Annotated in this window: 28 protein-coding genes and 2 pseudogenes; 29 read left to right on the plus strand and 1 reads right to left on the minus strand. The window is 48.8% G+C overall.

The features are described from left to right. Positions 1 to 121: 121 nt before the first annotated feature. The 19 genes and pseudogenes from PG862_RS08300 (at position 122) to PG862_RS08390 (ending at position 13,382) form a co-directional block, all read left to right on the plus strand. Positions 122 to 520 carry a cysteine-rich VLP domain-containing protein gene (locus PG862_RS08300; protein WP_117499034.1) on the plus strand — a complete coding sequence of 133 codons (399 nt, stop codon included), beginning with the start codon at positions 122 to 124 and terminating at the stop codon, positions 518 to 520. Between the two features lie 113 nt (positions 521 to 633). Beyond that, positions 634 to 1,368, plus strand: a complete 735-nt coding sequence (locus tag PG862_RS08305) for a phage replisome organizer N-terminal domain-containing protein (RefSeq protein ID WP_014081139.1) — start codon at positions 634 to 636, stop codon at positions 1,366 to 1,368. Continuing rightward, positions 1,365 to 2,228, plus strand: a complete 864-nt coding sequence (locus tag PG862_RS08310; protein ID WP_270707085.1) for an ATP-binding protein — start codon at positions 1,365 to 1,367, stop codon at positions 2,226 to 2,228. The genes PG862_RS08305 and PG862_RS08310 overlap by 4 nt, the downstream gene beginning before the upstream one ends. Positions 2,229 to 2,292: 64 nt before the next feature. After that, positions 2,293 to 2,466: a transposon-encoded TnpW family protein gene (locus PG862_RS08315; protein ID WP_431835168.1), complete on the plus strand. Its 174-nt coding sequence runs from the start codon at positions 2,293 to 2,295 to the stop codon at positions 2,464 to 2,466. Positions 2,467 to 2,544: 78 nt separating this feature from the next. Next, on the plus strand, positions 2,545 to 2,910 hold the full coding sequence (locus PG862_RS08320) for a hypothetical protein (protein ID WP_097771823.1): 366 nt from the start codon (positions 2,545 to 2,547) through the stop codon (positions 2,908 to 2,910). 85 nt (positions 2,911 to 2,995) lie between these two features. Then, a pseudogene (locus PG862_RS08325) lies at positions 2,996 to 3,895 on the plus strand (VirD4-like conjugal transfer protein, CD1115 family); the annotation flags it as partial. A 194-nt stretch (positions 3,896 to 4,089) separates the two neighbouring features. Continuing rightward, positions 4,090 to 4,218 (plus strand): annotated as a pseudogene (locus tag PG862_RS14380) (Maff2 family mobile element protein); the annotation flags it as partial. A gap of 175 nt (positions 4,219 to 4,393) precedes the next feature. Beyond that, a complete protein-coding gene (locus PG862_RS08335; protein WP_002569240.1) occupies positions 4,394 to 4,699 on the plus strand; it encodes a hypothetical protein in 306 nt (101 codons plus the stop codon). A gap of 114 nt (positions 4,700 to 4,813) precedes the next feature. Then, positions 4,814 to 5,302, plus strand: a complete 489-nt coding sequence (locus tag PG862_RS08340) for a hypothetical protein (protein ID WP_002569239.1) — start codon at positions 4,814 to 4,816, stop codon at positions 5,300 to 5,302. A gap of 627 nt (positions 5,303 to 5,929) precedes the next feature. Further along, complete coding sequence (locus PG862_RS08345) at positions 5,930 to 6,325, plus strand: plasmid mobilization protein (protein ID WP_002594236.1); 396 nt, start codon at positions 5,930 to 5,932, stop codon at positions 6,323 to 6,325. Continuing rightward, a complete protein-coding gene (locus PG862_RS08350) occupies positions 6,297 to 7,922 on the plus strand; it encodes a relaxase/mobilization nuclease domain-containing protein (RefSeq protein WP_002594235.1) in 1,626 nt (541 codons plus the stop codon). Before PG862_RS08345 ends, PG862_RS08350 begins: the two co-directional genes overlap by 29 nt. Further along, the gene (locus PG862_RS08355; RefSeq protein ID WP_002594234.1) at positions 7,912 to 8,298 is read left to right on the plus strand and encodes a cysteine-rich VLP domain-containing protein; all 387 of its coding nucleotides are present in this window, start codon (positions 7,912 to 7,914) and stop codon (positions 8,296 to 8,298) included. Before PG862_RS08350 ends, PG862_RS08355 begins: the two co-directional genes overlap by 11 nt. Before the next feature lie 130 nt (positions 8,299 to 8,428). Then, a complete protein-coding gene (locus tag PG862_RS08360) occupies positions 8,429 to 9,169 on the plus strand; it encodes a replication initiator protein A (RefSeq protein WP_002594233.1) in 741 nt (246 codons plus the stop codon). Then, on the plus strand, positions 9,166 to 10,020 hold the full coding sequence (locus PG862_RS08365; protein WP_002594232.1) for an ATP-binding protein: 855 nt from the start codon (positions 9,166 to 9,168) through the stop codon (positions 10,018 to 10,020). Before PG862_RS08360 ends, PG862_RS08365 begins: the two co-directional genes overlap by 4 nt. Further along, positions 10,017 to 10,211 carry a transposon-encoded TnpW family protein gene (locus tag PG862_RS08370; protein ID WP_002594231.1) on the plus strand — a complete coding sequence of 65 codons (195 nt, stop codon included), beginning with the start codon at positions 10,017 to 10,019 and terminating at the stop codon, positions 10,209 to 10,211. The genes PG862_RS08365 and PG862_RS08370 overlap by 4 nt, the downstream gene beginning before the upstream one ends. Positions 10,212 to 10,338: 127 nt before the next feature. Next, complete coding sequence (locus PG862_RS08375) at positions 10,339 to 11,949, plus strand: recombinase family protein (protein WP_270707087.1); 1,611 nt, start codon at positions 10,339 to 10,341, stop codon at positions 11,947 to 11,949. Positions 11,950 to 12,139: 190 nt separating this feature from the next. Further along, positions 12,140 to 12,502 carry a helix-turn-helix domain-containing protein gene (locus tag PG862_RS08380; protein WP_007887891.1) on the plus strand — a complete coding sequence of 121 codons (363 nt, stop codon included), beginning with the start codon at positions 12,140 to 12,142 and terminating at the stop codon, positions 12,500 to 12,502. Continuing rightward, positions 12,462 to 12,839, plus strand: coding sequence for a TnpV protein (locus tag PG862_RS08385; protein ID WP_002584333.1), 378 nt, complete (start codon positions 12,462 to 12,464; stop codon positions 12,837 to 12,839). The genes PG862_RS08380 and PG862_RS08385 overlap by 41 nt, the downstream gene beginning before the upstream one ends. 51 nt (positions 12,840 to 12,890) lie before the next feature. Continuing rightward, positions 12,891 to 13,382: a nucleotidyltransferase domain-containing protein gene (locus PG862_RS08390; protein ID WP_002584332.1), complete on the plus strand. Its 492-nt coding sequence runs from the start codon at positions 12,891 to 12,893 to the stop codon at positions 13,380 to 13,382. A gap of 118 nt (positions 13,383 to 13,500) precedes the next feature. On the opposite strand, the gene PG862_RS08395 is transcribed toward PG862_RS08390, so the two are convergent. Further along, entirely contained in the window at positions 13,501 to 14,307 is an 807-nt protein-coding gene (locus PG862_RS08395; RefSeq protein ID WP_002584331.1) for a helix-turn-helix domain-containing protein, read from the minus strand. Positions 14,308 to 14,790: 483 nt separating this feature from the next. Between PG862_RS08395 and PG862_RS08400 the strand changes: the two genes are divergently transcribed. From PG862_RS08400 to PG862_RS08445, 10 genes are all read left to right on the plus strand, one after another. Next, entirely contained in the window at positions 14,791 to 14,979 is a 189-nt protein-coding gene (locus PG862_RS08400) for a hypothetical protein (protein ID WP_002584330.1), read from the plus strand. Then, positions 14,976 to 15,317, plus strand: a complete 342-nt coding sequence (locus PG862_RS08405) for a DeoR family transcriptional regulator (protein ID WP_002584329.1) — start codon at positions 14,976 to 14,978, stop codon at positions 15,315 to 15,317. Before PG862_RS08400 ends, PG862_RS08405 begins: the two co-directional genes overlap by 4 nt. Further along, the gene (locus PG862_RS08410; protein ID WP_002584328.1) at positions 15,310 to 15,606 is read left to right on the plus strand and encodes a DUF3847 domain-containing protein; all 297 of its coding nucleotides are present in this window, start codon (positions 15,310 to 15,312) and stop codon (positions 15,604 to 15,606) included. The genes PG862_RS08405 and PG862_RS08410 overlap by 8 nt, the downstream gene beginning before the upstream one ends. 746 nt (positions 15,607 to 16,352) lie before the next feature. Next, positions 16,353 to 17,813, plus strand: a complete 1,461-nt coding sequence (locus PG862_RS08415; RefSeq protein WP_002584327.1) for an Lsa family ABC-F type ribosomal protection protein — start codon at positions 16,353 to 16,355, stop codon at positions 17,811 to 17,813. A 214-nt stretch (positions 17,814 to 18,027) separates the two neighbouring features. Then, a complete protein-coding gene (locus PG862_RS08420; protein WP_002584326.1) occupies positions 18,028 to 18,573 on the plus strand; it encodes an AAA family ATPase in 546 nt (181 codons plus the stop codon). Positions 18,574 to 18,769: 196 nt separating this feature from the next. Then, positions 18,770 to 20,350, plus strand: coding sequence for a MobQ family relaxase (gene mobQ / locus PG862_RS08425; protein WP_002584325.1), 1,581 nt, complete (start codon positions 18,770 to 18,772; stop codon positions 20,348 to 20,350). A gap of 65 nt (positions 20,351 to 20,415) precedes the next feature. Continuing rightward, positions 20,416 to 21,060 carry a CHC2 zinc finger domain-containing protein gene (locus PG862_RS08430; RefSeq protein ID WP_002584324.1) on the plus strand — a complete coding sequence of 215 codons (645 nt, stop codon included), beginning with the start codon at positions 20,416 to 20,418 and terminating at the stop codon, positions 21,058 to 21,060. Further along, entirely contained in the window at positions 21,029 to 22,366 is a 1,338-nt protein-coding gene (locus PG862_RS08435; RefSeq protein ID WP_002584323.1) for a virulence-associated E family protein, read from the plus strand. The genes PG862_RS08430 and PG862_RS08435 overlap by 32 nt, the downstream gene beginning before the upstream one ends. 241 nt (positions 22,367 to 22,607) lie before the next feature. Further along, complete coding sequence (locus PG862_RS08440; protein ID WP_002592708.1) at positions 22,608 to 22,805, plus strand: hypothetical protein; 198 nt, start codon at positions 22,608 to 22,610, stop codon at positions 22,803 to 22,805. Then, positions 22,806 to 24,476 carry a recombinase family protein gene (locus PG862_RS08445; RefSeq protein ID WP_002584321.1) on the plus strand — a complete coding sequence of 557 codons (1,671 nt, stop codon included), beginning with the start codon at positions 22,806 to 22,808 and terminating at the stop codon, positions 24,474 to 24,476. It abuts the gene before it with no gap. Positions 24,477 to 24,509: the final 33 nt, after the last annotated feature.

The following is a 24,509-nucleotide window of genomic DNA, read 5'->3' on the forward strand; positions in this document are numbered from 1 at the left end:
CAACCCCTTTCTGCTGACAATTATAGTATATGCCATTTGCACGAAGAAAACAATACTTTGCACGAATATTTAACAATAAATTCATTTAAGGAGGTTACCGACTTTATGAAAGAAATCATTTATGAAGAACAATAAGTCTGAACCTATCCCCGTCATGGATTACCGCCAGTACCGCAGAGTGCGGAGGCTGGTGCATGAGTGCTGTAACTACATCGACGGAAACTGTATCGCCCTGGACGATGGGGAGGAATGTGTCTGTGTCCAGTCTATTTCCTACTCCCTGTTGTGCAGGTGGTTTCGGACGGCGGTATTGCCGCAGGATAAGGAACTGGAAACGGCGCTGTTCCACCGGCTGAATGCGAAGAAATGCGCCGTATGCGGGGCGCTGTTTACCCCCGGTTCTAACAGGGCCAAATACTGCCCGGAATGTTCCACTCGCATGAAGCGGATCAACGCCGCAAAGCGCAAGCGGAAACAACGGGAGAAATGTCACGCTTTAGGGGCTGAAAAACCCTTGTAAATCAAGGCTTTTTTCGAGGGTGTCAAAGGCAGGCTGATAGATTTATCCTCCGACCCCTAAAACGGCCATAAAATGCGTACAGAATCCCAAGAGAAACCCCAAGGAGGAACCCTATGTCAGACAACCGAAAATATTATTACCTGAAACTCAAAGAAAACTATTTTGACGATGATTCCATCGTGCTGCTGGAAAGTATGCAGGATGGTGTGCTGTATTCCAACATTCTGCTCAAGCTGTATCTGAAATCGCTGAAACATGGTGGACGGCTTCAACTTGACGAGGACATTCCTTACACGGCGCAGATGATCGCCACCATTACCCGCCAGCAGATCGGCACTGTGGAGAGAGCCTTGCAGATCTTTTTGAAGCTGGGCCTTGTGGAAGTGCTGGACAGCGGCACCTTCTACATGAGCAATATTGAACTGCTGATCGGCCAGTCCTCTACCGAGGCCGAGCGAAAGCGGGCTGCAAGGCTTCAAAATAAGGCTCTTTCTGCGCCCCGGACAAACGGCGGACATTTGTCCGACATTCGTCCACCAGAGATAGAGATAGAGTTAGAGAAAGAGATAGAGATAAAGAGAGAGATAGAGAAGGGACGCTCCGCCCGCGCCTATGGCCGTTACCAGAATGTTTTCCTGACGGACGAGGAACTGGCAGACTTGCAGGCCAGCTTTCCCACTGTATGGGGCCAGTACATCGAAAAGCTGTCCGAGTACATGGCTTCTACCGGCAAGCGTTATCAGAGCCATGCAGCCACCATTCGGCGCTGGGCCGGTGAGGACGCGAAAAAGGCGGCCCCGCCCACCCGCAACCGGGATTACAGCGTAAAGGAGGATGAAACTGTATGATTGAGATTACCGCAGAAATCCGGGCGCTGATCGACAAGGCAGCTGCCGGTGTGGAATTGGCCGGGGACGAGTATATAGACCCGTCAGACGGGCTCATTCACTGTAAGAAATGCGGCGGCCAGAGGCAGACCGTTGTGCCATGCTTCGGGAAATCCGGCTACTTTATGCCCCGCTGCATCTGCCAGTGCCAGCGGGAGGCTGAGGAGCAGCGCAAGGCTGCTGAAGAACGGCAGTGCTGTATGGAGCGTATCAAACGCCGAAAGGCACAGGGCTTGCAAGACCGTTATCTGTATGACTACACATTTTCCAATGATAACGGGCAAAACCCATTGATGGACAAGGCTCACGCCTATGTGGAGAACTGGAAAGAGGCATATAAGAGCAATATCGGGCTTTTGCTATTTGGAGATGTGGGAACCGGCAAGTCTTTTTTCGCCGGATGTATTGCCAATGCTTTGCTTGACCGGGATGTGCCGGTGCTGATGACGAACTTTCCCACCATTCTGAACCGCCTGACCGGGATGTTCTCTGAGGACAGGTCAGAGTTTATTGCCAGCTTTGATGAATATGACTTGCTTATCATTGACGATCTGGGAGTAGAGCGCAGTACCGAATATGCTATGGAGCAGATGTTTTTCGTCATTGACAGCCGCTATCGCAGCCGCAGACCCATGATTATCACAACAAACTTGAAACTGTCCGAGCTGAAAAACCCGCCTGATCTGGCCCACGCCCGTATCTATGACCGTATTCTGGAACGGTGTGCGCCGATTCTCTTTGACGGGAAGAATTTCCGGGAAGAAAATGCCGGTGCTACACGACAGGCAGCAAAAGACATTGTAAACAGTAAGCACGACTGATTTTTTACCGGGTGGCACAGACCCGTTCGGAGAAAGGAGCGCCATGAACAAAGAACCCCGTACTATGCAGGTGTCAGACGCCGCTACTGCGTCCAGAGCGCCGGAAAACACGCCAGCGATGGTAAAGAAAATCGGTAAGACAACCTACAAGGTTCATGTCCATTTCAGCAATACCAGCACAGAAACCATGAGCGATAAAATCAAGCGTATGCTCAAAAATGAAATTCAGCAGATGTGAAAGACTGATAAACGAAGCCGCCTTGTGCTAAACTGATGATGGTACACGCCAAAACTTTTAGCCAAGGAGGACATGAAAATGCTGTACACAGAAAAAGAGAAGCATGAAATTGAACGAGTAAAGGAGGTCTTTGCGGAACATCTGCGGCAAAGCCCTGATTTTGAACTGCTCTGGTCGGACAAGGTAGGCTATGTCTGGCTGGCGATTGGCGTCAATCCAGTCTATGTGGATACCGGTATCAGAATCGAATCAGCCGCCGATCTCTGCGGCAGGTGTTTGGATGATGTTGCTACGGATGTTTTATATATGACAGGCAACGATCATGCACTGGAAGCAGCCGATCCGCTGGAATTGGCCGAAATCAAGCGGCGCTGGGAGCCATATATCAACCAGCTGCCAGACTATGCGTATCTCTGCAAAGACCTGCTGAACGGAAAAATGTAATCTATCAAACGAGGTGTCAGGAGCCATACGGTGCTTCTGGCACCTTTTTTGTAGATTTTTGTGAATTTGATTAAAAAGTCCTTGACAATTTGTCTCCGGCAAGACGGCAAAAAGCATCCTCATTTCCTGCGGCGCACGTCTGGCTCCCTTTGACATTCCCCAGCTTCGGGAGATCATGTCCTATGATGAGCTGGAGCTTGACCGCATGGGAGATCGCCGGACGGCTACTTTTTTCTGCATCAGCGACACGGACAGCACCTACAATTTCCTTGTGGCGCTGGCCTTTTCGCAGATGTTCAACCTCCTGTGTGAACGGGCGGACAATGTTCATGGGGGCCGCTTGCCCCATCATGTGCGGGTACTGTGGGACGAGGCGGCCAACACGGGACAGGTGCCCCAGCTTGAAAAGCTGGTGGCCGTCATCCGCTCCCGTGAGATCAGCCTGTGTCTGCTGTATCAGCAGTTGGCCCAATGCAAGGCCATCTACGATAAGAACGCGGAAACCATCCTCGGCAACATGGATAGCGTTCTGTTCCTCGGCGGGCGTGAGGCCAGCACCATCAAGGAAATTTCCGAAAACTGGCTGGGCAAGGCGACGATCTCCATGCAGACCGAGGGCCGCTCACGGGGCCAGTCCGAAAGCTACAGCCAGAACACGCAGCGGCTGGGCCGGGAGCTGATGACCCCAAGCGAGCTTGCCACCATGCCCGGAGATCGGTGTATTTTGCAGCTTCGGGGCCTGCCGCCGTTCTACTCCAAGAAGTACGATTTGAAGCAGCATCCCAACTACAAATACACCGCCGAGGCCGACAAGGTGAAGAACGCTTTTGACCTCAACAGTCTTGTGACGCGGCGGATGGACAAGCTCAACCCCAACGAAACCTATACCGTTTACAAGGTGGACGTGCCGGACGAGGCGATCACAGGCGAGGACGAGGACATCCTCAACTATGACGATCTCGACGACCCGGACGCCTTTGTATAACCTCTGGCAAAAAGGGCTCCCGCAAAATCGGAGATTTTGTGGGAAGAGGAGCCGCAGCGGAATGAGTGATTTTTCGCGCTTGCGCGGAAATGAACGATATGAAGTTTGCGGCGACGAGTCCAGAGGATCAGCTGCCGCCAGAAATGGCGGTTTTTTTCATGGCCGGGGCCTTGCCCCGGAGAAATGGAGGACTTATGCAGTTTTTTGCTTCTGCCGTTACTACCCTGCAAACTCTCGTCGTGGCGCTGGGCGCTGGCCTTGCCGTGTGGGGCGTGGTCAATCTGCTGGAGGGCTACGGCTCGGATAACGCAGCTGCCAATGCTCATGTGCGGTAAAGTAATAAAAAGATTTAGGTAGCCGCCTTAACTATTCCTAAATAAGATAATATGCACAGTATTTTCTCGTAAATAGAAAATAAATTATTGCATTTTACCAATTATTATGTTAAAATGACAATGTAACAAAGAGCTATGTATTTTTAAGGAAAGGGAGGAACTTATGAATTTAAGAAAATCTATTTTAGCACTTTCAGTAGTAGCTGGAATTGTAGCTGCTCCAATGACTGTATTTGCCGCTCATACTCATAGTTGGGGTTCTCCCCAGTACTATGGATATGAAGATGAAATGCCTGGTATATATGATGACTGGGATAAATGTGCGACACGTCATGTATATAATTACAAACAATGTTTAATTTGTGGAGAAGTAAGCATTTATGAAGTTGAGACGATTGAAATGTCTCACAAATGGGTGAATGGTGCATGTGTATATTGCAACAAAGGTTACGCGAAAGAGATAAATTAACATAGTATCATTACCGGCAAGTTTATGATCAAAAAATAGAAAGCATTGAGAATATTTCAAAATTTCTTGAAAGTACTCTCAGTGCTTTCTTTGATAATATGAAAGGAGAAATAAATGCAAAAAAAACAACTTTCTGTATTAGTACTAATTATTTTATGCTTTTTATTAGGATGTAACAGAGAAACACCAAAAGATGAATCTCAACAAAATTATGAAGATGAATCTAATATTTCTAAAACAAATGGAGAAGAACTTGTAAATATAAACAGTGAATTGTTAGGTTCGACTCCTTTTGATATCCAAATCGATAAAACAGCATTGCAGACTAGAAAAGAAACAGAAACAGAAGTTACAATAAAGACAAATTTAACAGACTGGGGTTATACTGTTTCTTCTGAAAAAGGGAAAATATCTGATATAAATAAAAATTCATTCATATATATAGCACCTAAAGATGAGAGGGATGATACTATAAAAATACAATTATCGGACTATGAAAATGGCATATCATATGAATATACAATTCCACTTATTTTTGCGGGAAACAATGAACATTCTTTAGATAAATTCAAGGAAAATCTTTCAAGATTACCTAATAGTTAGTAAAGAGTCGATAGACTAAAGTACCACCATCCTCTTTTATTTCAACTGAATATCCATCCCGCCGCACCGCAGCGGCACATGAAGCAGTAAATCCGAAAAAGATTTGCTGCTTTTTTTGCGTCCATTTTTGGCAAATTTCCAAAAGTTCCGTATTAGACAGTGAAACCAAAAAAGGCTGCCATTTTTTTCAGACAGCGGGCAAAACGCAGCTTCCGAAACGCCTTATTGTCGGGAAAGACCGAGCCGCCGGAAAAGTTCTTGCCGGAAAGTCCGTCCATTCTGCTCTTTTGTGGTTTGTAGGGAGTAAGGGAAAAACGCCAGCCCGCAGCCTTTTATAAAAAAAGCTGGTTATAGATTTTCTGAAAAAGTGGCAGTAGCAAGTGAACGGCAGGCCGGCAGTTTCTTAGAGCAAGATTCTACCGAGGTGCCAAAATTCGCTTATCGCTCATTTTGCCCCTGCGGGAATCTTGTTGGGGAGTGCCTTCCCCAAACCCTGCTTATGCGGCTTGCGCCGCTGAAAAACCCCTCAAAATATTTTTCGGATTTTTCAAAAACAGTTCCGCTTCACACCCTGTTTTTCTCCTATTAGTGAGAGGACACCACGCACAGAAAGGAGGTCAACCACCTATGAAACGATACAACACGCCGCACCGCAGCCGGGTAGTCAAAACACGCATGACCGAGGAAGAATACGCCGAGTTTGCCCAGCGGCTTTCTGCTTACCACATGAGCCAAGCCGAGTTTATCCGGCAAGCCATAACCGGGGCAGCCATACGCCCCATCATAACCGTTTCCCCCATCAATGACGAGCTGCTTGCCGCTGTCGGGAAGCTGACCGCCGAATACGGGAGGATCGGCGGCAACTTAAACCAGATAGCCCGGACGCTGAACGAGTGGCACAGTCCCTATCCGCAGCTTGCCGGGGAGGTACGGGCGGCGGTTTCCGACCTTGCTGCCCTAAAGTTTGAAGTCTTGCAGAAAGTGGGTGACGCTGTTGGCAACATTCAAACATATCAGCTCTAAAAACGCCGACTATGGCGCAGCGGAAGCCTATCTCACATTTGAGCATGACGAGTTTACCATGAAAGCCACCCTTGATGAAAACGGGCGGCTGATACCGAGGGAGGATTACCGCATTTCTTCCCTCAACTGCGGGGGCGAGGATTTCGCTGTTGCCTGTATGCGAGCCAATCTCCGCTATGAGAAAAACCAAAAACGGGAAGATGTGAAAAGCCACCACTATATCATCAGCTTTGACCCACGGGACGGGACAGACAACGGCTTGACCGTAGACCGGGCGCAGGAGCTGGGCGAGCAGTTCTGCAAGGAGCATTTCCCCGGACACCAAGCCCTAATCTGCACCCACCCGGACGGGCATAACCACAGCGGGAATATCCATGTGCATATCGTCATCAACTCCCTGCGGATTTACGAAGTCCCGCTTCTGCCCTACATGGACAGACCAGCCGACACGCTGGAGGGCTGCAAGCACCGCTGCACCAACGCCGCTATGGAATATTTCAAGAGCGAAGTCATGGAAATGTGCCACCGGGAGGGGCTTTACCAAATCGACCTCTTGAACGGCAGCAAGGAACGGATAACCGAACGGGAATACTGGGCGGCAAAGAAAGGGCAGCTTGCCCTTGACAAAGAGAACGCCGCCAGAGAAGCCGCCGGACAGCCGACCAAGCCCACCAAGTTTGAAACGGACAAGGCGAAGCTGCGCCGGACGATACGGCAGGCACTTTCCCAAGCTGGCAGCTTTGACGAGTTTTCTTCCCTTTTGCTGCGGGAGGGTGTGACCGTCAAGGAGAGCCGGGGGCGGCTTTCCTACCTCACGCCGGACAGGACAAAGCCTATCACAGCCCGAAAGCTGGGGGACGATTTTGACAAGGCTGCTGTCCTTGCCCTGCTCACGCAGAACGCCCACAGAGCTGCCGAACAGACCAAAGCCATACCCGAATACCCTGCCGCAGTTAAAAAGCCGTTACAAGGGGAAAAAGCTGCAAAAACCACCCCGGCAGACAACACCTTGCAGCGCATGGTTGACCGGGAAGCCAAGCGAGCCGAGGGCAAGGGCGTGGGCTATGACCGCTGGGCGGCAAAGCACAACCTAAAGCAAATGGCAGCTACCGTTACCGCCTATCAGCAGTACGGCTTTTCCTCCCCGGAGGAACTGGACGAAGCCTGTTCTGCCGCCTATGCCGCCATGCAGGAAAGCCTTGCGTGGTTGAAGCAGGTGGAAAAGACGCTGAACGGGAAAAAGGAGCTGCAACGGCAGGTGCTTGCCTATTCCAAGACCCGCCCTGTCCGGGACGGGCTGAAACAGCAGAAAAACGCCAAAGCAAAAGCAGCCTACCGTCAGAAGCATGAAAGTGACTTTATCATAGCAGACGCAGCCGCCCGCTATTTCAGGGAGAACGGCATTTCCAAGCTGCCGAGCTATAAATCCCTGCAAGCAGAGATTGAAAGCCTTATCAAAGAGAAAAACAGCGGCTACAACGATTACCGGGCAAAACGGGAGGAGTACCGCCGCTTGCAGACTGTCAAGGGCAATATCGACCAGATTTTACGCCGGAGCGAGCCGCAGCGCAGAAAGGAGCAGAGCCATGAACGGTAATATCCCCCGCATGGACTACCGCCAGTACCGGGCAGCCCGCCGCCTTGTGCATGAGTGCTGCAACTATGACAGCGGGAACTGCCTGCTGTTGGAGGACGGCGAGCCTTGCGTGTGTGTACAGAGTATCAGCTATTCGCTGCTCTGCCGCTGGTTTACCGCCGCTGTCCTGCCCCTTGATGAAGCACTGGAAGCCGCCCTCTTGCGCCGGGGAAGCCGGAAACGCTGCGCTGTCTGCGGGGCGTTCTTCTTCCCAAAATCCAACCGGGGGAAATACTGCCCGGACTGCGCCGGACGCATGAAGCGGATAAACGCCGCCAAACGGAAGCGGAAACAAAGGGAGAAATGTCACGCTTTAGGGCATTTCAAACCCGCATAAATCAAGGCTTTTTTGGAGGGTGTCAAAGGGTGCGTGATACATTTATCCTTTTCCCTTAAAAACGCCCCCTAAAAGCGTAACAGAACCCACAGACAGACACCACAAGGAGGTGAACCCTATCGCTGATTATATGACCGCAGGAACGGAGCTGCCCGCTTACCTGCCTTACCCCCGTTTCCTGCTGGAAACAGACCTATCCCACACCGCAAGAGAGTTATATGCGCTGCTGTTAGACCGTTCCACCCTTTCGCAGAAGAACGGCTGGCAGGACAGCGAGGGACGGACATACATTGTCTACCCCATAGCAGAGATAGCGGAAATGCTGGATAAAGGCTGCACCACCATAAAGGGCGCACTGAACGAACTGGACGCTGCCGGGCTGCTGGAACGCAGACGGACGGGCTTTTCTGCCGCCAACCGTCTGTATGTGAAAGTGCCGCCTATCCCAGTGGTACAGTTTTCCGACCAACTGACGGACGGAAAACCGCCCCTCATAAGGGCGGGAAACCGACCAACTGACAGCCGGAAAACTGACCTTATGACGGTCGGAAAACCGTCCCCTAACCAAACTAATATAAACAACCTAATAGAGAGCCAAACAAAAGGAGCGAGTGAGGGGCAGCCCCCCGCCGCTTATGGCAGATATAAAAATGTATTTCTTTCTGACACAGAACTTTTGGAGCTGGAACAGGACTTCCCCGGCAAGTGGGAGTATTACCTTGACCGCCTTTCCTGCCACATCGCTTCCACCGGGAAGCAGTACCAGAGCCATGCAGCCACCATTTACAAGTGGGCGCAGGAGGACGCTGCCAAAGAGAAGCCAAAGAAAGGCATACCGGACTATTCATTCAAGGAGGGAGAAAGCCTATGACCGATACAATCCACAACACCATACTGCCTATGACCGACACCACAGCCGAGCCGGAGGATTACACCGGGGAGGACGGGCTTTTATACTGCGGCAAATGCCGGAAACCCAAAGAAGCCTATTTCCCGGAGGGCAAGACCTTTTTCGGGCGTGACCGCCACCCGTCAGAGTGCGACTGCCAGCGGGCAGCCCGTAAGGAACGGGAAGCCGCCGAGAAGCGGCGCAGCCACCTTGAAACGGTGGAACGGCTGAAACGGCAGGGCTTTACAGACAAGACCATGCAGGACTGGACATTTGCCAACGATAACGGCAGCTGCCCGCAGATGAAGAACGCCGCCGGATATGTGGCACGCTGGGAACAGATAAAGGACGGGAACTACGGGCTGCTCTTGTGGGGCAGGGTAGGCACTGGGAAAAGCTATTTTGCCGGGTGTATTGCAAACGCCCTCATGGAGCAGGAAGTCCCGGTGTGCATGACAAACTTTGCAGCAATATTAAACGACCTTGCCGCCAGCTTTGCGGGCAGGAACGAATATATTTCCCGCCTTTGCAGCTTCCCCCTGCTCATCATTGACGATTTTGGAATGGAGCGTGGCACAGAATACGGTCTGGAACAGGTCTACAATGTGATTGACAGCCGCTACCGGAGCAGGAAGCCGCTGATTGTGACGACCAACCTCACGCTGGAGGAATTGCAGCACCCGGAGGACACCGCCCACGCCCGGATTTATGACCGCCTGCTTGAAATGTGTTCCCCTCTCTGCTTTACCGGGGAGAATTTGAGGAAAGCCGCCGCACAGGGAAAAATGGAACAGCTGAAACGGCTGCTTGCCGGAAAGGAGATTTGCCTATGACCGACACCCAGAGAAACAAACGCCCTGCCCGCCGCCCGGACTGCGTGACCGAAACGAGGATAGGCAACACAATCCTTGTGGTGTCTGGCTTTTTCAAGGAGGGGGCGACCGACACCGCCGCTGACAAGATGATGAAAGTGCTGGAAGCAGAAGCCGCCGCCGGATATTTGACCTGTGATAAGCCTGATTGAAAAACCGTCATTTTTACCGACCGTAAAGAAGCAGATTTGACGCTTTTGCCGCTATACAGACAGCCGCCCCATGTGGTACAATCAAGGTACGGAATAGTGGGGCTGGCTGTCGGAAACGGAGGAATTTATGTTAAGACAGACCACCCAGCAACTCATTACCGCCCTTTACCCAAGACTGTCCCATGAGGACGAGCTGCAAGGCGAGAGCAATTCCATTTCCAACCAAAAGAGGATTTTGGAAACCTATGCCAAACAGAATGGATTTTCTAATCTGCGCTGGTACACCGACGACGGTTATTCCGGTGCGAACTTTCAAAGACCCGGATTTCAAGCCATGCTTGCAGACATTGAAGCAGGGAAAGTCGGGACAGTTATCGTCAAGGATATGTCGAGGTTAGGGCGAAACTACTTACAGGTGGGAATGTACACAGAAATGATTTTCCCACAGAAAGGTGTCCGCTTCATCGCTATCAATGACGGAGTGGACAGCGCACAGGGGGAAAATGATTTTGCCCCGCTGCGGAACATTTTTAACGAATGGCTGGTGAGAGATACGAGCAAGAAAATCAAGGCAGTAAAACGCTCTAAGGGCATGAGCGGAAAGCCCATCACAAGCAAGCCCGTCTATGGCTACCTCATGGACGAGGACGAAAACTTTATCATTGACGAGGAAGCCGCCCCGGTGGTACGGCAGATTTACAGCCTTTGCCTTGCCGGGAACGGTCCGACCAAGATAGCCCGTATGCTGACCGAGCAGCAAATCCCCACGCCGGGGACGCTGGAATACCGCAGGACGGGCAGCACCCGCCGCTACCACCCCGGCTATGAGTGCAAGTGGGCGACCAATACCGTGGTTCATCTGCTGGAAAACCGGGAATATACGGGCTGTCTGGTAAACTTTAAGACCGAGAAGCCGTCCTACAAGCTGAAACACAGCATAGAAAATCCCCCGGAAAAGCAGGCGGTTTTTGAGAACCACCATGAGCCTATCATTGACCGGGAAACGTGGGAACGGGTGCAGGAGTTACGCAAGCAGCGCAAACGCCCCAACCGTTATGACGAAGTGGGCTTGTTCTCCGGCATACTCTTTTGTGCCGACTGCGGCAGCGTCATGTACCAGCAGCGATACCAGACGGACAAGCGCAAGCAGGACTGTTATATCTGCGGAAGCTACAAGAAACGCACCGCCGACTGCACAGCGCACTTTATCCGCACTGACCTCTTGACCGCTGGCGTACTCTCCAATCTGCGGAAAGTTACCAGCTATGCGGCAAAGCATGAAGCCCGGTTTATGAAGCTTTTAATCGAGCAGAATGAGGACGGGGACAGACGCAGGAACGCCGCCAAGAAAAAGGAGCTGGAAGCCGCCGAGAAACGCATAGCCGAGTTATCTGCTATCTTCAAGCGGCTGTATGAGGACAGCGTAACCGGGCGCATATCGGACGAGCGTTTCACAGAGCTGTCGGCAGACTATGAAGCCGAGCAGAAAGAACTGAAAGAACGTGCCGCCAGACTGCGGGAAGAACTTTCCAAAGCGCAGGAAGCCACCGTGAACGCAGAAAAGTTTATGAATGTTGTTCGGCGGCATACCAGCTTTGAAGAACTTACCCCTACTCTGCTGCGGGAGTTTGTAGAGAAAATCGTTGTACATGAGTGCAGCTATGACGAGAACAAGACCCGCAGACAGGACATTGAGATTTATTATTCTTTTGTTGGCAAGGTGGACTTGCCCGAATAACCGCCCGACCTATCCGACACAAGAGCTAAGTGCCGGATAGGAACGGCAAAATTTTTTACACTTCTATTACTTCTTTATCGCACATCAGTAAAAAGCCAGGGCATCAAGCAGTTCATGGCTAATTAAAGGGAACAAAAAGAAAGGAAAAGCCAATCCAGACGGTATCAGCGGCAGGCTACAAGAATAAATTGTGATTTCACAAGATTGGTGCTATAATAAGAGAAAAGTTCCTGCCGGGGCAGCCGCTCCGGTGGTATGGATAGAAAGGCAGGAAAACAATATGCACATCAGCTATAAACCACTCTGGCACACACTGTTAGAGCGTGATATGAGAAAAGAGGATTTAAGGCTTGCCGCTGGTATGACAACAAATATGATTGCCAACATGAGCAAAGAGGGAAAGCACATCAGCATGGATACATTAGCCCGTATCTGCGAAACGCTGAATTGTGAGATTACCGATGTGATTGAGTTAGTACCAGACGAGCCTGCTTCCACAGGAGGTAAGGAACATGAGCGAATTGAAACCAAGAATAAAAGAAAACGGAATTGATTATATCCTTGTTGGAGATTACTACATCCCGGACTTGAAGTTGCCGGAGGAACACCGCCCCATCGGAAAGTACGGACGGATGCACCGGGAATATTTAAGAGAAGTCTGCCCAGCCAGATTACACACATTGACCCTGACCGGGGAATTGTGGACATATCTTGCAGACCTGAACGAACAGGCACAGAAACGGTTAGACACCATCATGGAGCAGATGAAAGCTGCCGAGGGCGTGACCGAGGAATTGAAGCGTACCCGTCAAATGGAATGGGTGCAGCGTTGCAATAACATTCACAACCGGGCAGAAGAAATTGTTTTACATGAGATGATTTATTCATAACGGTATGGTAGAATGATTATTACAAATTAGAAGTTGTAAAGGAGACTTTGTATGGGTAGAAAAGAAATAACAACAAAAGAAGATTTAATGAAAGTAATAGAATTATTCGAAAATACTGGAATTACATACTGGTTGGATGGCGGATGGGGTGTAGATATTTTAGCTGGTAAACAAACAAGAATTCATAGAGATATAGATATAAATTTTGATGCTCAACATACGGAAAAATTGTTAAATGTGCTTTTGAATCTGGGCTATAAAATTGATACAGACTGGAAACCGGTTAGAATAGAGTTATATAGTGATGAACTTGGTTACTTAGACATTCACCCGTTCGTTTTAAGTGAGGACGGAACTTCAAAACAAGCTGATTTAGAGGGTGGCTGGTATGAGTTTGAAAAAGATTACTTTGGTAGTGCTTTTTTTGAAGGAAAAACAATTCCTTGTATATCCTTAAAAGGCCAAAGAGTTTTCCATTCAGGTTATGAATTAAGAGATAAAGATAAGCATGATATTTCAATTCTTGAAAGTTTATCAAAATAACATTGCTGTAATTTCTAAGATAAATTCCACTTTATCGCTTTGAAATTTTAACTGAATAAGTATAGCACCAACCGCTGCTACATGGAAGCAAACACAACCATGCAACAGCGGTTTTTCTTTACCGTTTTTTCCTTTGACTGATAGGAGTTCCTGTTTTCTTTGATTTTTGTAGAATCCGAATGAGCCAGCGAAATTCTTCGTCTGACAGATTTTTATAGTTGATGCCGAGCTGCTTGCAGTAAAGGACAACCAGCTTTTCATCCCGACTGCCCTTGAAATTTTCAACCGCTTCCAAATTTTCTTTCAATTCATCGGCAACGGTGGTCTGGGGCGCACTCTCGCTGTCCTTTTTGTGGGCTTCCCGAATATCCCGGATAATGAGATTGAGGTCATCAAGAACCATGTGGCTGAAATATTCATCATCGCTGATATGGGCGGCTTGCAGCACTTTCAAATGCGGGTCGTCTTCGCCGGGGCGATACCGTTCAATGATTTCATGCCGGACAGTATCGACAAGGGCGTTGAGGTTTTGAATCTGCATGGTGGCAATCCCATCTACATAAATCTCAATGTCCGCAAGAAACTTGATAAAGTCCTTATGAGTGGCAAGCTCACAGAGCAGACGGTTGTTAATCCGACCGCCTTTCAGAAGTGCCACCATCTCATCATTCAAATGCAGCTCTGTTAGTGGCGTGTTGATCTGCTCCCGGTTCTCTGTCCGGCACAGCAGATAATCAACGGAAACCCCATAGAAGTCTGCCAGCGTGATAAGGTTGCCATGATTGATTTCCTTATAATCCTCTTTTTCATAACTGCCAAGAGCTGATTTGGAAATGCCCGTCAGCTCTGATAATTCTTCCAGATTTAAGCCTTTGTCCTTGCGGAGTTCCCAAAGGCGTTCCTGTATGCTTGTCGCTCCTTTCATGGGCGCACGCTCCTTTCCGGCGGTTTCATTACTGCCGCTTAACTGGATTATATCATACTTTCCGCAATCGTGGAAATTTCTGATTTTTACCCTTAATTCCTACTTTGTGGACATACGGCACAGGGCACAAAAATGTTCTATGATACAGGTAGTTCATCGATGGATTATTCCAATCGAATGACCAGCCTGTGTGGGATATGCTTCCCCGGCGATGTAGCGCCATGACTTTTGGCAGGGATATGGAGGAACCCTGACCGAAACGAGCGTACCAAAGGGAGCAATACGCCGCTGTGAGATTCAGGGGAGGAACGACACCGGGGAGAACTGGCGAACTGATACCGAAATGATACCGAAACACGACAATCTGATAGGGGGATAGTCTACCCTATTGCTGATACTTCTGGAGATTTTAGACGGCTCTATGACCGTAATTTTGCCGAAAATCGCCCCGAAACTATACACTAAAACGGGAGGAAACGCAATATGCCGAGAATGAGCAAAAAGAGGAAGCATGAGCTTTCTTTTTACCTCAATGACCGGGGGCGTGTCACTTACAACGAATTATGCCGGAAATGCAAGCATGGGTGCAAGCAGAGCTTCCGGGCGGTTGTGGTTGACTGCCCCCGTTATTTATCCAAAAGAGCAAAGAAAAAGGAGGAACACACCGAATGAATTTTGAATTTATGACGATAGGCACACCGTTGCCGCCCTGTATGCCCTTTCCCAGAGCGTTGACAGGATTTCCAGTCAGCAGCACCGCAAAGGTCATGTACTGCCGGATGTTGGACGCTATGCTATCCAACGGACAGGAGGACGAGAACGGAATCCTGTTTATCTGCTTCCCTGTCACAGCCATTGCCGCAGTCCTGTCCCGCAGCCCCATGACGGTCAAGCGTTCTCTGAATGAACTGGAAACCGCCGGACTGATCATGCGAGTGCGTCAGGGCGTTGGAGAACCAAACAGGATTTATGTGCTGATACCGGGAAAGGAGGACGCTGCCCTTGCCTGATACCTCAAAGCTGGAAAAGCTCAACCGAGAGTTGGAAAAGAGTGAAAAGAAACTGCGGAAAGCCATCAATGATGAAAAGGCATTGCAGCACCAGCTAAAGCAGCTTACCCGAAAAGAACGGACACACCGGCTCTGTACTCGTGGCGGTATGCTGGAAAGTTTTCTGCAAGAGCCGGAACGCCTGACAGATGATGATGTCATGCTGTTGTTGACACTCATTTTTCACAGGCAGGACACGCAGGAACTATTGAAGAAACTGCTGGAACGTGAGAAGCCGGAAACCCCTTAGTTTACTAAGGGCGCAATTATACACCACCCAAAGGTTGGTGCATTGCGTTCTCCGAAGGCTCCTTGCCGGAGGGCTGTGATTTTTCGCAGTCATGGTCTGCTCCAAATCATACAGGGGACGCTACGCTTCCCCTGCGCTGGCTACCGCCAGCTACCCTTTTGTGGACTTGTCATCTGGGGACACCTTGCGTTGCAAGCTGTTCCCAGCCGACAAGTTTCATAAAATATGCTATCTTTTCGATAGGCAATAAAGTATAATAAAGTCAGCAATAAATCGGAATTTTACGGTCAGTAAGGAATGCGTAAAGTTATATGATTGTATTATAAGCGATTTGTTAAATTTTTATAACCACTTGTATTTGCCTGCGATTTATGGTATAATATTTTGAAATTTAGAAAGAGGTGGGAAGATGATTAACTTTTCTTGCAAATAAAATCAAAATATGCGGTAGTGCTATACTTTGGCATTATTGTGTCTATTGCAAGAAAGTTATATGTCTATCTTACTCAATATAGTGCTGTTGCCACTTTTGCTTAGTGGTGTTATTTTATGCTATGACGAGCTGCAAGGATAAACTTTCTTGTGGCTCTTATTTTGTTTTGGAGGTGCTTTATGAATAGTGCAGAACAGATAGTTACACATGATTCACTCCGTATAGTGTCGGTTCCTTTTGGTGAAATCTATACGTAGTAAACATTCACCGAACCGACTTTGTATCGTATGACATGCAAAGGAGGATAATATTTATGTCAATGATTAAAATTGAAAACCTTACGTTTTCATATCCGACAAGTTATGATAATGTTTTTGAAAATGTCAGTTTCCAGGTTGATACCGATTGGAAGCTTGGTTTTGTGGGCAGAAACGGACGAGGTAAAACAACCTTTCTGAATCTTCTGCTTGGGAAATATGAGTATAGTGGAAAAATCCTATCATCCGTACAGTTTGATTATTTTCCTTATCCCGTTTCAGATAAGAATCGTATTACAGAGGATATATTGCAGGAGATTTGCCCACTTGCGGAAGAATGGGAACTTATGCGAGAACTTTCTTATCTTGATGTTGATGTCGATGTGCTTTGGCGACCTTTTGAAACACTTTCCAACGGAGAGCAGACAAAGGTTTTGATTGCCGCTCTTTTTCTTAATGAAGGGCATTTCCTACTGATTGATGAACCTACCAACCATTTGGATGCCAAAGCGAGAAAAAGTGTGGCGGCATATCTGAAAAAGAAAAAGGGATTCATCTTAGTTTCTCACGATCGTCGCTTTCTTGACGATTGTGTTGACTATATTCTATCGATTAACCGAGCGAATATCGAAGTGCAAAGAGGAAACTTTTCATCATGGATGTCAAATTTTGAGCGACAGCAAGAATTTGAACTGGCTCAGAACGAACGTTTGCAAAAGGACATCAGACGATTACAGCAGTCGGCAAAACGCGCTGCAGTATGGTCTGAACGTGTAGAAGCTTCCAAAATTGGGGCAGCAGATAAAGGTTATGTCGGTCATAAAGCCGCCAAAATGATGAAGCGTTCAAAATCTATAGAAGCGAGACAACAACAGACAATCGAACAAAAATCAGCATTGCTGAAAAATATGGAAACCGCAGAAGCCCTCAAGATACAACCGCTTAATTACCATACAGATTTGCTTGCATCATTATCGAATGTAGTAGTTTATTATGATGGCATTTCAGTTTGTGAACCCGTTTCGTTTGAAATAAGACAGGGAGAACGCATTGTGCTTGATGGAAAGAACGGCAGTGGCAAAAGTAGCCTGTTAAAGTTGGTAGTCGGGCAGTCCATAGATTATACGGGTACAGTAACACTTGGCTCTGGGCTTGTAATTTCTTATGTGCCACAGGATACATCGTATTTATGTGGAACCCTTTCCGAGTTTGCAGAAGAAAACAACCTTGATGAAAGTTTGTTCAAGGCAATTCTTAGGAAAATGGACTTTGAGCGTGTACAGTTTGAAAAGGATATTAAAGACTTTTCTGGCGGGCAAAAGAAGAAAGTCCTAATTGCGAAAAGCCTTTGTGAAAAGGCACACTTGTATGTATGGGATGAACCGCTCAACTTTATTGATGTGTACTCACGTATGCAGATTGAACAACTCATAACGGAGTTTGCCCCGACCATGCTCCTGGTAGAACATGACAGTGTTTTTCGAGATACTGTGGCAAGTAAAATTGTGAATATCTAAATTGGTTCTTCCGCAATTTTACGTTTTTCGCTTTAATAAAAATGGAGAATGCTGATTTACACTGGCATTCCAGTATTGAAAAATTACAAAATACGGATAATTGCGTAAGAACCTCTAAATTAAAATAATTGTATGGGTTAATTCCAGCTTTACAGAGACTCAAATTCCAGTTTGTAGAATTAAGAAAATCGGAATTTGTGGAGGTAAAATATAGATGAATCAAGGTAGAATTATTGTAATCACAGGTGCGCCGGGGACAGGAAAAACTACAACGGCATCTGCTGTTGCAAAAGAATCAGATTTGGAAAAGTCTGTGCATATGCACACAGATGACTTTTATCATTATTTGAGTAAAGGGGCAATACCACCGCATTTGCCAGAATCAAATGAGCAAAATTTGATTGTCATTGAAGCGTTTTTAGAAGCTGCGAAGCGATATGCTCGTGGTGGATATGATGTAATTGTTGACGGTATTATCGGACCGTGGTTTTTAAAGCCGTGGCAAAGTCTTGTTCGGGAACATTATGAGGTGCATTATATTATTTTAAGGGCAAGTAAGGAAGAAACCTTGAAGCGAGCTGTTGAACGCTCAAAGTTAGACCGAAAGACAAATATCGAATTGGTAGAAACCATGTGGGAGCAATTTTGCAATCTGGGAATATATGAATCGAATGTTATAGATACGACCACTTATTCCATTCAAGAAACTGTTTCCGCAGTACAAGAAAAAATCGCAAGTAGGGCAGCGTTGTTGTCTTAGATTGTTTTGGTGCAATTCCAGTTTGTTAGCTTTACATCGGGTCAACTTGTCCCGAACTTTTACAACTAAATACCCGCCGCTCACACAGTGGCACACCGAGCAGGAAATCTGAAAAAGGTCTCCTGCTTTTTTTCTGCCCAAAATGAGGTGGTAAAACGCCACCCCATCCACCAATTAGCGAAAGGAGGGACACGAAATGCCTTGTCCACACAACGAAATCACGATTGTTCAGCGCAGCCAGCGGCAGTCTGCGGTTGCCGCCGCTGCTTACCAAAGCGGCGAAAAGCTGTTCTGTGAATACGACCAGCAAGTAAAGCACTACCCGGAAAAGCGTGGTATCGTCCACAATGAAATCCTGCTCCCGGCAAATGCTCCACAGGAATATGCAGACCGCAATACTTTATGGAATGCCGCCGAAGCGGTGGAAAAGCAATGGAACTCCCAGCTTGCAAGGCGGTGGGTGCTTACCATTCCCAGAGAGATACCGCCCGACCAGTACGCTGTCCTTGTACGGGAGTTTTGTGAACAGCAGTTTGTTTCCAAAGGCATGATTGCTGATTTTGCCATCCATGACCCCCATCCGCCGGGACACAATCCCCACGCCCATGTCCTGCTGACCATGCGGGCAATGGATGAACATGGAAAATGGCTTCCCAAGAGCCGCAAGGTTTATGACCTTGACGAGAATGGGGAACGGATAAAGCTGCCGTCCGGCAGGTGGAAAAGCCACAAGGAGGATACGGTGGACTGGAACGACCAGAAGTATTGTGAAATCTGGCGGCATGAATGGGAGGTTATCCAGAACCGCTATCTGGACGCCAATGACCGCCCGGAGCGTGTGGACTTGCGTTCCTATGCCAGACAGGGGCTTGATATAGTCCCCACTGTCCATGAGGGGACTGCTGTCCGGCAGATGGAAAAGCGAGGTATCCAGACGAATATCGGCAACCTGAACCGGGAAATCAGAGCCGCCAACCGCCTGATGAAGTCCATCCGGCAGCTTATCCAAAACCTCAAAGGCTGGATTACCGAGCTGGGAGAAAAACGGAAGGAGCTGCTTGCACAAAAGGCGGCGGAGGAAGCGACACTTCTTCCCAATCTGCTGATGAAGTATATGGAGATACGAAAGGAAGAACGGAAGGACTGGACAAGGGCTGGACAGAACCGGGGAACTTCACAGGACTTAAAGGCAGTCAGCGAAGCCCTGTCCTATCTCCGGCAAAAGGGGCTTTCCACTGTGGAGGACTTAGAAGCGTTTCTGGAATCTTCCGGGAAATCAGCCGCAGATTACCGCAATCAGATGAAGCCAAAGGAAGCCCGGAGCAAAGTGATTGACGGGATTCTTGCCAGCCGGACAGACTGCAAGGAATGTAAGGCTGTCTATGAGAAGTACCAGAAGATATTTTTTAAGAAAATAAAGGGGAAATTCAAACAGGAACACCCGGAGGTTGCCCGGTATGAGAAAGCCGCTGACTACCTTGCCAAGCACCCGGACGATAAGGATAAAACGAAAAATGAGTTGCAACAGGAGCAGGAAACGCTTCTCAGCGAAATCGCAGAGCTGAAAGTACCACTGACCGAGGTACAGGAGGATTTGAAGAAGCTGCGGGACATCCGCTACTGGGTACGGAAAGCCACACCCGGCACAGAGGAAAGCAAAGAGCCGCCCAAGAAGCAGCCCATCAAAGAAGTCTTGCAGGATAAGACTGACGAGAAAAAAGCACAAAGAACCGCCCCGGCACAGGAGAAACACAGACAACAGGATATGGAACTTTAACAGGCACTTGCCATTTTCAATTAGAGAATGTCAGGTGCTTTTCTTATTTTCAAGGAGGGATAGATTTGAATGTATTCGAAGCTGTGAAGCAGTCCGTCACAACAAGACAGGCTGCGGAGTATTATGGAATCCATGTAGGTCGGAACGGGATGGCTTGCTGCCCGTTCCATAACGATAAAACCCCAAGCATGAAGCTGGATCGGCGTTACCATTGCTTCGGCTGCGGTGCGGATGGGGATGTGATTGATTTTGCCGCCGCCCTGTATGGGCTGGGAAAGAAAGAAGCCGCCGTACAGCTGGCACAGGACTTCGGGCTTTCCTATGAGGACTGGAAACCGCCGGGAAAGGTAAAAAAGCCCAAGACCCGGCAGAAATCCCCGGAGGAACAGTTTCAGGAAGCAAAGAATCGCTGCTTCCGTATTCTTGCCGATTATCTCCATCTGCTGATGGCATGGAGAACGGACTACGCCCCGCACTCCCCGGAGGAAGCCTTTCATCCCCGGTTTGTGGAAGCCTTACAGAAGCAAGCCCAAGTGGAATATCTGCTGGATGTGCTGCTGTTCGGGGAAACAGAGGAAAAAGCGGATTTGATTACGGACTACGGAAAGGATGTGATACAGCTTGAACAGCGAATGGCAGAACTTGCAGCCGCAGACGCAGCAAGAACTAAAAAACACTATGAACGCCATGCAGCCGCCCCAGAGCGTTGAGGAAATCAAGGCGGGGCTGGAAACCACCGAGAAAGGCGGTGTCCGTCAGAGCATACGGAACTGCCTGACCGTATTCCAACGTGACCCTCTGCTTTCAGGGGCTATCGCATACAACATCCTGACTGACCGCAAGGACATCATAAAGCCCATCGGTTTTCACAGAGAAAGCACCGCCCTGAACGATACGGACATGAAGTATCTGCTTCTTTATCTGGAAGAAACCTACGGGCTTACCAATGAGAAAAAGATTGATAACGCCATCGGGATTGTGGCGAATGAAAACAAGTACCATCCCATCCGGGACTATCTCAATACCCTTGTGTGGGACGGGACAGAGCGAATCCGCTTCTGCCTGCGGCACTTTCTGGGGGCTGACGCAGACGATTACACCTATGAAGCGTTGAAGCTGTTCCTGCTGGGTGCAATCTCACGAGCCTTTCAGCCGGGGTGCAAGTTTGAAATCATGCTCTGTCTGGTAGGCGGTCAGGGGGCTGGAAAGTCCACCTTCTTCCGGCTGCTGGCAGTCCGGGACGAGTGGTTCTCCGATGATTTGCGGAAGCTGGACGATGACAATGTGTACCGCAAGCTGCAAGGTCACTGGATTATTGAAATGTCGGAAATGATGGCAACCGCCAACGCCAAGAGCATTGAGGAAATCAAGTCATTTTTAAGCCGGCAGAAAGAGGTCTACAAGATACCTTATGAAACCCACCCGGCAGACCGCCCCCGTCAGTGCGTGTTTGGCGGCACTTCCAATGCCCTTGACTTCCTGCCCCTTGACCGTTCCGGCAACCGCCGCTTTATCCCGGTCATGGTGTACCCGGAGCAGGCGGAAGTTCACATTTTGGAGGATGAAGCCGCTTCCAGAGCCTATATCGGGCAGATGTGGGCGGAAGCGATGGAGATTTATAAAAGCGGCAGGTTCAAGCTGGCTTTCAGCCCCGCCATGCAGCGGTATCTCAAAGAACACCAGCGGGATTTTATGCCGGAGGACACCAAAGCCGGGATGATACAGGCGTATCTTGATAAATACACCGGGAGCATGGTCTGCTCCAAGCAGCTCTATAAGGAAGCCTTGAACCATGCTTTTGACGAGCCGAAGCAATGGGAAATCCGGGAAATCAACGAGATTATGAACCAGTGCATTTCCAGCTGGCGGTACTTCCCAAACCCAAGAATGTTTTCCGAATATGGCAGACAAAAGGGCTGGGAGCGTGAAAACCCGGCAACGGACTCCGGCAACCCGTCTGAAAAAACGATGGACGGTTTTGTGGAGGTCACAGAACAGATGGAGCTTCCATTCTGAAAAGGACAGCCCGTTGCACCCCCTGTTGTTATCCCGTTGCCGAGCCGGTTGCCGGGAAAAACCCCTTATTTCCGGGCTTTTCTCCCTTATAACAACCAAAACAACAAAAAAATAAAAGAAAAGTATAAATAGTAACCATCGCCAGATTGAGATTGTTTGCAAGGTCTTTTGAAGTCCGTTGCCGGACTTCGTTGCCGACACCCTCTGTCTGGCTATTTTCATGTATGGAGGATAACTGCCTATGGCAAAAAACAAAACAGAGATTCATGTGACCACTGTATTTGACGGGGAGCTTGACGCCACTGATGTGTTCGTCAGCCTGATTTCCCAGAAATACGGAAAGACAAATGCAAAAGAATATCTTGCTAAAAAGAAAGATATAGGCTATAATGAAGATGAGGTTCAAAAGAGCCAGATACCGTCTGGATTGTGTGGGTAAATGGCTATGATGAACGAAATGGAATACAGAACAATCGGTTCGGCACTTGCCGGGGGTTATCGTGCGGCGGTCTATTGCAGGCTGTCAAAGGACGATGACCTGCAAGGCGAAAGTGCCAGTATCGCAAACCAGCGTGATATGCTGGAAAAATACTGCGAAAAGCAGGGATGGGAGGTTGTGGCAGTCTATCAGGACGATGGCTTCACAGGTCTTAACATGGAGCGTCCTGACCTACAGAGAATGTTGAGAGCCATTGAGCGCAGGCAGATCAACCTTGTCATCACGAAAGACCTCAGCCGACTGGGGCGTAATTATCTGCAAACCGGGCATTTGATTGAGGACTTTTTCCCAAGAAACGGTGTCCGCTATATCGCCATGAATGACGGCATCGACACCCTGCGGGATAACAACGACATTGCCCCGTTCAAGAATATCCTGAACGAGATGTACAGCAAGGATATTTCCAAGAAAGTCCATTCCTCTTATCTTCTGAAAGCGCAGAAAGGACAGTTTACCGGGTGTCTTGCCCCGTTTGGGTATCGGAAAGACCCGGAGGACAAAAACCATCTGCTCATTGACGAGGAAACCGCCCCGATTGTGCGGCTGATTTTCGGATATGCCCTGAACGGTCATGGTCCGAACTATATCCGCAGACGGCTGGAGAAAGAAAAAATCCCCTGCCCTACATGGTGGAACCGGGAACGGGGGCTTCGCAATACCCGCACCAAATGGGAAAAGAAAGACCCAGAAAACGGGCGGTATATGTGGGACTTCTCCGTTATCAAAGACCTTTTGATGAATCCCGTCTACACCGGGGCGATTGCTTCCCAGAAAAAGGACTACCGCTTCAAAATCGGCACGATTGGGGAAAAGAAGCCGGAGGACTGGATTGTGGTGGAGGGACAGCATGAACCGCTGATTGACAGCATGAGCTTTGACATTGTGCAGAACAAGCTGAAATCCCGCCAGCGTCCGGGGCAGACCAATGAAATCAGCCTGTTTGCCGGACTGTTAAAATGCGGCGAGTGTGGGAAGTCGCTGACGGTACGCTACACAAACGCTAAACATCCCCAGCGGATTTACTCCTGCAAGACCTACAATGCCTTTGGAAAGAACCACTGCACCCAGCACCGGATTGATTATGACACCCTTTACAGCCATGTGCTGCGGAAAATCCGGGAATGTGCCAGAGCTGCCCTGATGGACGGGGAAGCGGTTGCCGACCGCCTGACCAATACCTGTGAAGCCGAGCAGCGGGAACAGCGGGAAGCAATGGAACGCTCCCTTACAAGGGACGAGGAACGGATTGAGGTTCTGGACAAAATGGTCATGCGGCTTTATGAGGATATGATTGCAGGGCGTATCAGTGAGCAGAATTTCAACACCATGCTGGAAAAGACACAGACCGAGCAGACGGAGCTTAAAACAAAAGTGTCCGAGGGCAGAAAGCGGCTGTCCGATGAAGTCCAGCTTGCCAATGATGCAAAACAATGGGTGGAAGCCATTCAGGAATACGCCAACATCACAGAGCTGGACGCAGCCACCCTCAACCGCTTAATCAAAGAAATCGTTGTGCATGAGCGCATTGACGAAGATAAAACAAGACACATTTCTATCGAAATTCATTTTAATCTCAAACCCATCCCGGAGGTGGAACAGGTCACTGCCTGACCTGTCCCGCCGGGACGGTTCTCTTAACAACAC

The sequence above is a fragment of the Clostridium fessum genome, assembly GCF_027698965.1.
Lineage (GTDB): Bacteria > Bacillota > Clostridia > Lachnospirales > Lachnospiraceae > Otoolea > Otoolea fessa.